Raw genomic sequence first — 11,783 nt, forward strand, 5'->3', positions numbered from 1 at the left:
TTCGCTCCGAGTTACACCTTGAAGAGCCGCGAGGCGTTGCCATGATAAATCGCTTCCCGCGTTTCCGCAGAAAGTTCGAGACGATCGAGCGTGCGGAGACTCACTTCGTAGCGGCTGCGCGGCTCGGCGCTGCCGAACAGCACGCGTTCGGCGCCATGCTGGTTGATGATTTCCAGAATGCCGTCGGACCAGAGCATCGAGGCGTCGAGGTACAGGTTCGGCACGTTGCCGATTGCGGCCCCGATCTCGAACCACATGTCGGCGTAACCCCCGAAGCCGGCAATGAAGTTAACGGTCGGAAACTTTCTCGCGATCTCGACCACCGCCAGCACGTCGGCGAACACGTAAGTCCCCGTGCGGAACATGATCGGCCAGTCATACTCGGCCGCCCGCTCGTACACGGGGAACGCCACCGGCTCGGTCGGGAAAAAGCCTTGGCGTAGTGGATCGAGATAGAGGCCGACGGCGCCGAGATCTCGGCAGCGGGCGAGTTCCTCGAGCCCTGCCCTGCCCCACCAAGGATTGATCGTCGCCAGTCCGCGAATCCGTGGGCTTGCGCTGAGAGTGAGATCGTTGCCGGCGCGGTGATCGACGACGAGGCCCGCTCCCATCGGTCGGGCGATGGCGATCTCCACGCCTGCTGCATCCATTCGGCGCAGTAGCTCTACAGCGTCAAGCGCGAGATACGTCTCGTCGCCGAGCATGGCGTGTGCGTCGATGATTCGCGAGGCTCTAGTCACGCGGCTGCACTCCGAAACCGAGGCCAGTGGGAACCGTGACGCGACCTTGTTTTAATTCGACCGCTGGAGTGACCGCCGACTGAGCGTAGAACAGCGACCCCATCAGATCGCAGGCGTAGCGATCAACCGGGAATGCGGAGAGGCTGGAAGCCAGTGCGAGGTGGGCCGCCTGTCCGAGATCGGTTTCCAAATTCGAACCAATCGCACAGAGCTTGCCGGCGGCCTGGGCTTTCTTGGCCATTGCGAGCGAGTGCGAGAACCCGCCGTTCTTGCCGGGGTAGACCGACAAGATGTCGAAGGCGTCGAGCTCGAGCGCTTCGTCGAGATCGTCGGGCGTGAAGACCGACTCGTCTGCCATGACGGGCGGGTTTGTGCGACGTTTCACCTCGGCGAGGGCCGCCAAACGATCGCGCCGCGTCGGTTGTTCGACGATAGCGAGGTTATAGGGTTCCAACGCTTCGATGGCTGCCACGGCTTCATCGGCAGTTGCGTGGGCGCCGTTCGCATCGATCGTGAAGATCGGCTCATCGCCCAGTCGCTCGCGAACGGCGCGCAGACGCGCCACATCGTCGATGCCTGGCACGCCCGTTTTGAATTTGAGCGTTCGCACGCCCGCTTCCCAGAATTCAACCGCCAACCGCACCGTTTCCGCCGGCGGATAGCAGCCGATGCTCACTCGGGTGGGGATTGATTCGACGGGCGACCGATCGGCAATCAGTTGCGAGACCGATTTGTTCTGGTTGCGGGCCCACAGATCCCACAACGCGATGTCGATGGCCGCCTTGCCGAATGAGTTCGCATGGAGATGCCGGTCAAGAATCGCAACGGCTTCGCTCGGGTGATCGAAGGTCTTGCCGACGACGAGCGGCGACATGAAATTTTCGCTCATCCACTTAGCGGTTTCGGCCGATTCCCCACTCCAAATCGGCGCCGTCGTCCCTTCGCCGTAACCGCAGACTCCGTCGCTACTCCAGACGGTCACCGTCAGGTATCGCGACGACACGTGCCGACCGAGCGACGAGACGATCGCCCCCTCCTGCCGCACCGCGTGGTCGACGATGCGGGCTTCGATCTTACTGACCGCAAAACTCACGGACTCTTTCCTTTCTTGGCCGTGCTTTTCGCACTGGGGCGATGCTCTACCGTGCCGCCCATCGAGGGGTAGGCGAATAAATTGCTCCGCACGCGCGCCGCGATGCCGAGAAACGCTGAGTCTTCGCCGAGTTCTGCCAGGCGGATGTCGACGTTCGCGACCAATTCCGGCAGCGCGTACTTCGGCAATTCTTCGCGTAGCAAGCCGAGCAGCGAATCGCCGGCGGCCACGAAGCGGCCTCCTAGGATGATTCGCTCCGGATTGAGCAGGCTCGTCGCGTTGCCGAGCGCCACAGCTAGTGCCTTCGCCGCGTTGGCGAGGACTTCGCGGGCTCGTGAATCGTTCGCTCGAGCTGCGACAAGCATTTGGGCGAAATCGTCGCCTGCTTCTTCGCCGCGCGGAACAATGTTGTCGAGATCTGTGGGGGCGACGCCGCGCCACAAGGCCGCTAAGCGAGAGGGCGCCAAGTGAGCTTCGAGGCAACCTCGTCCGCCGCAGCCGCAGAGGGGGCCGTCCATCGAGACGCGCGTGTGACCGATTTCGCCGGCGGAACCGTCGCGGCCGGCGAGCAAATTGCCCCCTTCAACGATGCCGCCGCCGATGCCTTCCAGCAGAGTGACGAACAACACATGTTGCGAACCCCGGCCCGCGCCGTAAGCGACTTCGCCGAGCGCCTGCCAGCCGTCAGCCCTTTCGATCACCGCCGCCAGTTCCGTCGATTGGCTCAAGTGCTCGACGACCGGCACATTCGTCCAGCCTGGCATGTTGACGGCGCGAATCGATCTGCCGGTGGAGACGTCGACCGTTCCCGGATCAGCCGCACCGACGCCGACGAGTTTCACGCCGACCTCGTGAGCCACTGTTAGCGTTTGCTTCAAATGTTTGGCGATCATCCGCAGGCGAGTCGTCGCATCTTCTGTTCCAGGGGCGTTCCAGCGGCGCTTCCAGTGGACGGTTCCGGCGAGATCGACGAGGGCCGTCGTTACCGACTCTTGGTCATAACGCACACAGGCTACGCCGAGTCGCCGCAGGTCGAGCTCCAGCAGCGAACGCGGCCGCCCGCGCCCCGTTCCCGCAGCCGGGCTGATCATACTTTCACGAACCACCCCTTCGGTGATCAGGCTGCCGCAAATGTCGGAGAGCCTCGACAACGGCAACCCAGTCGACTGCTTCAACCCGACCCGCGAACGGGGGCCTTCGTGGAACAGCGCCGCGCAAACGAGCGAACGGTTGTAGGCGCGCTTCGAGCTGCGGCCATCTTCGCGTCGCCAGACGGGCGGGTTGGTTTTAGTGGATTTCATATTCGTGGAAGGGCGTTTCTTGGGCATAACGTGCGACGGTGTAAGCGGTTGGGATGAATTCGATCAATCGCGATCAAACATACCCGCTTTCCGTGATGCGCGTGGAGACTGCCGATTGGTAGGGAAGCCGACTTCTACCCCGCTCTAGGCTGTAGCGGTCTCGATATCAGGCTTCCGCGACGGGCAATTGAGGCGGTCGTGAGTTTGTGGGCCTCCGGCTGGAGTGAGGCCCATTCGAGGTGGCGGGCCGTCTTTTAATAAATTTACAAAAAGGAAATTTAACTGTGATCCTTGTGTGGAAATCGGGCGCATCTTCCGAGTTGGTTTGGCGGATGTCCGACTATTGGCCAATTTCCTACGGCTTCCATCGTACCGCAACCTCCAGGCGGAATGAAATAATAAAATTCCAATTTTGTAAAAAAAGTTGTTGACCTTGCCAGGCCGCATCGCATAGCATGAGCCCGTTCAGTCAGAAATTGTCCACAGGCGGCACCTTGGGCGGTTTCGTTGGATCGCCGCGCCGAAGCGTGAAAGCTCAACGATTCGCTAGTCAATTAAGGAGCCGCATATGGGTCGATTGCTTGGGGCAGATAGTCGGGCCGAGGAATCTTGCACCGGCTGCAGTAATCGACCCGCCCCGATGTCGACGGGTGAAACCGACTCGTCGGCATCGGGCGCAAATCAACCGGCCGCTCATCGATATGGGCCGGTTAGCGAGAGAAGCGTCTGGCGAGCGTCACTCGATGCGAAGCGGACGGTAGGCGAGCAACGGAGCCGAGGGCGGTGCGAGCGTCTTGCTGGTCGACAGGCCGGCGCATCTTCAACGAACAACTTTCCGGACGAGGGACTTCCCATGACGAGTTCGAGGCTCTTGCGGGCAGGGCAGGCGTTTGTCTTGTCGGCGATCTTCAGCGTGGCGGTCGCGGCCGTTCCAGCGCACGCCGTGACGATCGATTTTGAGTCGCCGACTTACTCCAACGGCACAATTGTGGGGAGTAACGGCTGGAACACGGGCAACTATATTTTTAACGACCCGTTTTTCGGCGGCGCCGTTAATGGAACCGTCGACGTGACGTCGTCGTCGCCTCTTGCAGGGGGGCAGTCGCTGCGATATACGCAGACGAGCGTCCCCGCTGGAGCAGGCACCACGGGTGGAAGCGACATCGCGAAGGGCAATGTCATCAACATTGTTCCGGGCGTGGCTGGGACCGATCTGACCCTCTCCTATAAGCTGCGCGCTAATCAGAACGGCGTCGGCGTCGGTCAAGGCGGCTTGTATTTGAACGCCGTCGCGGGCAGCGGCGGTACGCCAATATTCGCCGAGATCGTCGGCAGCGACATCATTGCAGGCACGACAGGGCCTGCTGTCGCCACGTTGCCTGGGTTCACTTATTTTAGCGGCGACGTGCTGAAGATGACCTACGAGGTCGATTTTGATGCGAGTACTTATAATCTCATCGTTGAAAATTTGACTTTCGGCGGCGATGCGGTGACCGCAACTTACGGGTTCTTCATCGGTTTTGATGCGCTTGGTCCGGAGGGGAGCTACGACGTGGCGGTCGGCGCTATTCTGCGCAGCGGCGTCGTAGAAATTGACGACATACAACTCACGGCTGGCGTCGGCCCGTCGGTGACCGACTATGCTTGGGGCGCAAATGCTTCAGGAAGTTGGACGCAGGCGACCAATTGGGCTCCTGCTGGTGTGCCCGGTGCTGTTCCGGGCCGCCAGCACGTCGTCTTCGGGAATGTCATTACGTCGCCTCAAACGGTCTACACAACTTCAACTCGCAATGTGAACTCGATTGAATTCGCCAGCGGCCAAACCTATGCCATCGCCGGCACGGGCTCCATTGCATTGCAGACCGATAATTCGGGCGCGCCTGTCGCGCCGGTGATTCGCGTCACGAGCGGATCGCATCAGATTCAAGTGCCGGTCAGTCTCGTGAACAGCGCTTCGGTGATAGCCTCCGCCGGCGCGAGCATCGACTTTAATAACGAGATCAATCTTAACGGCAACACGTTGACGCTCACGGGCAACGTCTGGTTGAACCACAGTACGGTTGGCGGAGGTACGGTGGTTAACCTCGGCGCGTTGGCAACCGCTCAATCGTCCGCCATCGGCGGCGACTTGGTTAGCCAGGGCGCTCTGCTCGTCAGTGCCGACGAAAACGGCGCCGACTTCTTCAACGTCCTCGGCGACGCCACCCTTTCGGGCATCGTCGACATCGTCTGGAGTAAGACCTCGCTGCCGACCGGTGCGGTGACGATTTTGACCGCCGGCGGTCAGTTGGACGCTAGCGGCCTAGCGCTTTCACCGGAGGATGCCCGATCGTTCGCACTCAACGTGGACGGAAACAATCTTACGCTTACCTTTCTGGGGGTCACCGTGCCTGAGCCAACGACTTTCGGCGTCTTCTTGTCAGCAGCGGCTGTGGTCGCGGCCCGAGGCCGCCGGAAAGTTCGCTCGCGGTCCGCGACGTGCGTCCTGGCGGCGTCGGCCGTATTGGGAGCAGAAGCAGCTGACGCTGCCGTGGTCAACTTCGAGAGCCCTGCGTACACCTCCGGAGCGATCATCGGACAACAAGGTTGGATTGGCGCACTCTATCTAGGAGGGGCGAGCAACGGAACAGTCACTGTCTCGCCAACGAGCCCGCTTTCCGGGAGCCAGTCAGTTCTTTATCAGCAAGCCAACACGAGCACGTTTGGCGCCGACGTCGCCAGGCCATTCGGAACATTTGGCGTTGAGGGCGGAACTGATGCCTTCGACCTGACCGCAACGGCGCTGGTTCGCGTCGTAGCCAACGGCGCAGGCGCTGGATCGGCAGGATTCTTCCTTGGCGAGCAAGGTCGCAGCCCAATCTTCGCCAGAATTGACGGCGTCGGCGCCGCCGGAACAACGTCATCGCTCACAATTGGAGACGGACCGGGTCTTCCGTCCGTAGGGTCGTACATTGCCGATCATGTCGTCGAACTTACGCTAAACGTCGACCTCGATAACCAAAACTATGAGGTGCTAACTCGAGACGTCACAGCGGGCGGGGCTGCGGTCAAGTTGAACGGATCGGGTCCGAACGGTCGCTTCGCGTTCTTCGGCGGCGCGTACGGCGACGACGGCGATGGCAAGACCTACACGTTTGACACGACTCTGCTGCTGCGCGGCGGGACGGCGCGCGTCGATAATTTCACCACCGTCGGCGACGACTTTACTCAGGCGGAGTGGAACGGCGCATCGGGCGCATGGGGCCAAGCGACCAGCTGGATACCAAGAATGATTCCGAATGTGGCGACGGGCAACAGTCCAATCGCGGTGTTTGGGACGAGAGCCAACGCGCCGCGGTCGATCTTCACGAACACCACGCAAACGGTAAACGGCCTGCGGTTCGACAATGCCAACAAATACGCTATCGGCGGCGTTGGATCGATCGTACTCAAAGCGAATACCGTGGGCGGTACGGTCAATCCGACGATCAACGCCGTCAGCGGCAGCCACGAACTACAAGTTCCCGTCACAGTTCAAGCCAACACAGCAGTGTCGATGGCCGCTGGCTCAAAGCTCGACGTCAACAGCGTCCTCTCGCTCGGCGCGTCGACTTTGACCGTGACGGGGCAAGGCGAACTCAATCTGAACGTAGGCGTTACCGGCGGGGGAACGATCACCAACAGCGGCGTGCTGGGAACCGCCGGTACGACGCCGTTCGCCGCGACGCTTAACAGCACGGGAACGCTGCTGTTCGACATTGGCGCTAGCAACCTCGACTTCTTCAACATCACCGGCAACGCCACGCTTTCGGGATTGGTCGACATCCGCCTTGAGCCGGGCTTCACGCCGGCCGGTTCTTACACGTTGCTCACCGTGAGCGGCACGCTGAGTGCGCCTTCGCTGGCGCTCGATCCGAGCGACGCGAGCGGGTACACCCTGGGAGTCGTTGGCAAGAGTTTGGTGCTGACGGTCGGCGGTTCGACGGTGATTCCGGGAGACTTCAACGGCAACGGCGTCGTCGACGGCGCTGACCTTACGAAGTGGAAGGCCGATTTCGGCGCAGGCGCCGGGTCGGACGCCAACAGCGACGGCCGTACCGATGGCGGAGATTTCCTGATCTGGCAGCGGAACTACGGGCGGACTTCCGCCACCACCGCTGCGGCGGCAGTTCCGGAGCCTAGCACGGTGTTGCTCGGCGGTATCGCCGTGGCCTTGACCGCCGCCGCCCGCCGTCGGCGTCGATCTTAGGTCTTGAAGCGATAGGAGTCGTCATCGGTCGTAGCGCGTTTCGAAGGAGGAGTTTGTGTGATCGTCAGTAAGAACCTAAGCCGGTGGAGCGTAGCGGGCGCGGCGGCCGCGATACTCGCGTTGATCGGCTGCGGCGGCCAAGCCGGACCGGCTCACTTTCCCGTCTCAGGGAAAGTGACGCTGAACGGCGCGCCGGCGAAGGAGGGCTCCGTCACATTCAGCGACGCCTCCGGCATGACTAAGTTAGTCGGAGGCATCGGCCCCGACGGCGGCTACTCGCTGATGCACAATCGTGAGCCTGGAGCCCCCTTAGGCGAGTATGTCGTCACGGTCTACGTAACCGAGACCGCGATCGGGCCTGACGGCAATCCGCAAGGTTTACCGAAGACGATTAGCCACGCGAAGTTCCGCGATCCCGGCACGACTCCCCTCAGACTGCAAGTGAAGGAAGAGACACCTCCAGGAGCCTACGACATCGCTGTGACGAACTGATTGCGGAGCGCCGTTTGTTTGATGCGGCAAATGCCGATTAACGAGTCTCGCTGCTTCAAATCGCAAGCTGTCAGGACCGAGCTTGCGGCCAAAGTGATCGCCAACGGAGGATCGAAACGTGTTGGGCAATGTGAAAAAGACTGGATTTACTTTGGTCGAGTTGCTGGTCGTCATCGCGATTATAGGCGTGCTTGTCGCATTGTTGCTTCCCGCCGTTCAAGCTGCGCGGGAGGCGGCTCGTCGATCGCAATGCACGAATAACCTCAAGCAGATTGGTTTAGGAGTTCACAATTTCGAATCGAGCCAGAAGGTTATCCCATACAATCGCTATAGCGGAGACTATGGAACTCCGACGAGCGCTTGGGGGTCGCCTGCTATTACCGAGGCGACTCCTTGCCGTGCATGGAGTTGGCTGGCGTCCATTCTTCCGCACGTTGAGCAAGCGCAAGTCTATGCTCAAGGGGACATTCCCAAGAGCCCATTGAAGCTCAGCTCCGCGATGGGCGCCGTCATTCCGGCTTTTCAATGCCCAAGCGACGAGTTGGCGCTTAATAACCCGCTTAACCGTTCTGAGAGTTATTACACTCGCGGCGCACTTTCCGCCGGTCTGACCAACTACGACGGCGTTCTAGGCGCTCAGTCTGACGTACCGCCGTTCACCAACATCAACGTCGAGCGGACGGGCGACGAGCCGTGGATGAATGCGAACGGCATCATGGGGCCGCTAAGATGGCAAGATCCGTTAGGGTTTCAGCAAATCGAAGACGGAACGAGTCGCACGATGATGGCCGGCGAGCAGGCCTTCGAGTTGTCGCGCGCCAACTGCAAGGATAAGGGACGTTGTTACGGCATGGGTTATTCCTGGGCGCACAGCATCGAAGCGTCGGCTACGGCGGCTGTTCCTCCGAACTACGCAGTGCCAGGTGCCCCCAACGTCGATCCGAGCGTCGAGGCATTTCCATATCGTACTCAATTCGGCTTCAATAGCATGCACCCAGCCGGACTCAGTTTCGTTTACGCGGATGGATCAGTCCACTTCATCAATGATTCAGTTGAGTTAGGCGTCTACTACGCACTGGCGACGATCAAAGGCAGTGAAACGTTGGAAGCAACCAACTGAGTCCGATTCGCCAGACGCCATTGCCTTGGCGGATGCCGTGCAGTGCCGCTGATTTTGTGACGAATTAGGCCCGTCTGGCAGCGATGATCCCTTGCTTGTGGACGGCGTATGTCCGAACTTCGCCAAGTGTCTTTGCGACGAATCTACTTCCGCGGTCAAGATGGTTTAGCCTGCGAGCCGAATGATGTGCTCGGGCGATGCGAGCTGCCGCGCCTCGAGTAATAAATAGAATCACCTAGGAATTACACGATGAACTTTCCTCGCGAATGCACGCTGAGATCTTCGTTTCCCCAGGTATCAGCGCTGGCCGCGTGTTTCCTGCTGTGCATCTCCGCGTGCTCGGCTGAGGCCGAAGAGCCCAGCTTTGAATCCGCTAAAAACTGGTTTCCCTCTGTGCGGAATGTCTGGACCTCAGTAGGCATCAAGAACCACCCATTTCGTTTCACTTCGCTCTACAACGGGACGATCGTTGCCGACACCCACCCGCTCCGCAGCATGCCGGCGGGACCGATTAAAGAGTATCTCAACCCATACATCGGCCAAGGCGTTCAGCTCACGCTCACCCCTTCGTTCGATGGTTCCATCCCTCAACGGCCTGATCACGCGTTTCAACTAAGCAGTCGCCCGGATGGCGGCGTCGGAATGCAAGGGTGGGACGACGATCACGCAACGCCGGTCCTCTGGACCCGCTGGCCGATGAACACGATGTACGGCAGCACCGGCATCGTCGTCCGCGAGGAGGTGTTCGCCCACTCGCCCGCCGGCATCGAAGCGAAGACCGGTAAGGAACGGTTGTATTTGTGGATGCGCCTCAAGGTCGAGCATGTCGATCAGTTCGAGGCGTCGCCCAACGCGGTGATGATGATCCACATCGGCAACCCAGACATGATGCAACGGAGCATGTGGCACGAAGAGAACCTCACCGTTCATCCGGAACGCGCCATTTATCCACGAGCTCTCACGCGCGATACGTATCAGAAGGAAAACCTCTCTTGTTGCCGGCTAGTAGAGCCTGATGGCCGCGTGCGGCTCGTCGGCATGATGTCCGCTGGTTCGGCGATGCTCGTGGAGCGGACCGAAGGGAGTCGCGACTATTACCTGCAGGTTTCGATCCCGGCCGTCAAAGGAACGTACGTCGACTTGCTCGTTCCGATGCTGCCCGGCGATGCCGACGCGGTGCGCGCCGAGGCCGATCTTGGCTTCGACGCCGCCCTTTCCCAGAACGACCAGCAGTGGACGAAGCGTCCCGATACGGCCGCCGTCGTCGTCACTCCAGAGCCGCACGTCAATCGCGCGATTCGCCGGATGATTGAACTCGCCCAGGTGACGAGTGAAACAAATCCCGAAAACGGCGACCAGGCGCTCCTGACGGGCAACTGGAACTACGACACGTTGTGGCCCACGCCGACCTGCATGGCGACGCACATGCTGCTCGACCATCTCGGCTATCACCAGTTCGTCGCCGACAACCTAAAGATTTTTCACAAGTATCAGGGCTCGACCAAGCCGCCGGGCGAAGCGTACGAACTCCACCCTGGCTACCTCGGGGCTCCGAAACAACTCAGCTCGATCGACTGGCTGACCGACCATGGGTCGGTGCTCCATGCGATGGCGCAGAATGCGCTCCTCTCCGGCGATCAGCAAATCATTGATGAAGCTCTTGAACCAATTCTTAAGGGTTGCGAGTTCTTGCGCGATGCTCGCCGCAATACCAACCACGAAGGGGCTCCCGGCGTGCTCCCTCCCGCGGTCGCCACTGACACGGGCGTCCCTTCGCAAGCGGTTTGGAATATTGCGTGGAACTACAAAGGCCTTGAGTCCGCCGTGAAGCTGCTGCAATCAATTGGCCACCCGCGGGCCGACGAGTTTGCGACAGAAGCAAAGGAGTACAAGAAGGCGTTCGTCAATGCTTATCGCGAACGCGCCGCGACGATGCCGACCTGGAAAACCGACGCCGGCGTCGAGCACCGCGTCGTGCCGACCGGTCTCTTCGGCCCCGAGATGCAAAGCCACCCCTTCTTTCTCGACACTGGGCCGATGGTGCTCGTGTACGCGGGTCTGCTCGACGCTGACGACCCGTTGATGAAGGACTCGCTCGCTTACTACCGCGAGGGACCTGATACGAAGCTATACGACCCGCGCGGCGGCATGCACCAACGGGCGGTTCTCACTCACGAGATCTCGACCTGCGAGCCATGCTACAGCTTCAATATTCTCTGCTCGTGGCAGTCGGGTGATCGTGAAAAGTTCCTCGAGGGGGTGTATGCCCTGCTTTCCGGCGCCTTGTCGCAGCAGACATTCAGCGGCTGCGAACATCGTCATGGCATCTGGAGCCTACCGGCGCCGGGTGCGTTGATGTTCTACGCGATGAAGCTGGCGGTGATCGACGATCAACTCGAACCGGGCCAGTTCCACCTCCTTCGCCTTTGCCCTGAGGCTTGGCTGAGCGCGGAGCAGCAAACCGTTTTCCAAAACATTGCGACCGAATCGGGCCCTGTCACGCTGCGGTTCAAAGTGGTCGATGGCGGCAAGGCGCTCGACGTCGAGTGGGAGCCGAGTTTCCGCAAGCAACCGCAAGGCGTTCAGCTGCATGTGCCGGAAATCGCCGGCTTGGAAGCTGTGATCGTTAATGGCGAACGCCATCCAGCGAAGCCTGGCGATATCCTGGAGCTTTGAATGTCGATTCAGCGTGGCGACTCTGCTGTTATCATCGCTTCGGCGAGGTAGTACGTCTTCGCCGTTTAGCTTCTATTACGCGACTCTAGTTGCTAGCTTCGCTGGGCCCGCGCGACACCATGAACTTGCCTGT

Annotated in this window: 7 protein-coding genes; 4 read left to right on the forward strand and 3 right to left on the reverse strand. The window is 60.5% G+C overall.

The window, feature by feature from the left end; translation table 11 throughout:
- Positions 1-11 precede the first annotated feature (11 nt).
- Genes PLANPX_RS21005 through PLANPX_RS21015 form a run of 3 tightly spaced genes read right to left on the reverse strand, consistent with a single transcriptional unit; the run spans position 12 to position 3,134 of the window.
- Positions 12-740: an amidohydrolase family protein gene (locus PLANPX_RS21005; RefSeq protein WP_198421787.1), complete on the reverse strand. Its 729-nt coding sequence runs from the start codon at positions 738-740 to the stop codon at positions 12-14.
- Positions 733-1,833 (reverse strand): mandelate racemase/muconate lactonizing enzyme family protein, encoded by a 1,101-nt coding sequence (locus PLANPX_RS21010; RefSeq protein ID WP_152100621.1) that lies wholly within the window; start codon positions 1,831-1,833, stop codon positions 733-735. Before PLANPX_RS21010 ends, PLANPX_RS21005 begins: the two co-directional genes overlap by 8 nt.
- Complete coding sequence (locus PLANPX_RS21015) at positions 1,830-3,134, reverse strand: ROK family protein (RefSeq protein WP_172992219.1); 1,305 nt, start codon at positions 3,132-3,134, stop codon at positions 1,830-1,832. Before PLANPX_RS21015 ends, PLANPX_RS21010 begins: the two co-directional genes overlap by 4 nt.
- Positions 3,135-3,987: 853 nt before the next feature.
- On the opposite strand from PLANPX_RS21015, the gene PLANPX_RS21020 reads away from it, so the two are divergent.
- From PLANPX_RS21020 to PLANPX_RS21035, 4 genes are all read left to right on the forward strand, one after another.
- Positions 3,988-7,362 (forward strand): beta strand repeat-containing protein, encoded by a 3,375-nt coding sequence (locus PLANPX_RS21020; protein WP_172992220.1) that lies wholly within the window; start codon positions 3,988-3,990, stop codon positions 7,360-7,362.
- A 57-nt stretch (positions 7,363-7,419) separates the two neighbouring features.
- Positions 7,420-7,854 (forward strand): hypothetical protein, encoded by a 435-nt coding sequence (locus tag PLANPX_RS21025; RefSeq protein WP_152100624.1) that lies wholly within the window; start codon positions 7,420-7,422, stop codon positions 7,852-7,854.
- A 118-nt stretch (positions 7,855-7,972) separates the two neighbouring features.
- Positions 7,973-8,974, forward strand: a complete 1,002-nt coding sequence (locus PLANPX_RS21030; RefSeq protein ID WP_152101957.1) for a DUF1559 domain-containing protein — start codon at positions 7,973-7,975, stop codon at positions 8,972-8,974.
- Positions 8,975-9,223: 249 nt separating this feature from the next.
- Positions 9,224-11,650 (forward strand): hypothetical protein, encoded by a 2,427-nt coding sequence (locus PLANPX_RS21035; protein ID WP_152100625.1) that lies wholly within the window; start codon positions 9,224-9,226, stop codon positions 11,648-11,650.
- The last annotated feature ends 133 nt before the right edge of the window (positions 11,651-11,783 follow it).

This window comes from Lacipirellula parvula, from assembly GCF_009177095.1.
Taxonomy (GTDB): domain Bacteria; phylum Planctomycetota; class Planctomycetia; order Pirellulales; family Lacipirellulaceae; genus Lacipirellula; species Lacipirellula parvula.

What these genes read in the sequence shown, in the direction of transcription:
- PLANPX_RS21035 (WP_152100625.1), top strand. Translation starts at nt 9,224, where the DNA reads ATGAACTTTCCTCGCGAATGCACGCTGAGATCTTCGTTTCCCCAGGTA.
- PLANPX_RS21015 (WP_172992219.1), bottom strand. Translation starts at nt 3,134, where the DNA reads ATGAAATCCACTAAAACCAACCCGCCCGTCTGGCGACGCGAAGATGGC.
- PLANPX_RS21020 (WP_172992220.1), top strand. Translation starts at nt 3,988, where the DNA reads ATGACGAGTTCGAGGCTCTTGCGGGCAGGGCAGGCGTTTGTCTTGTCG.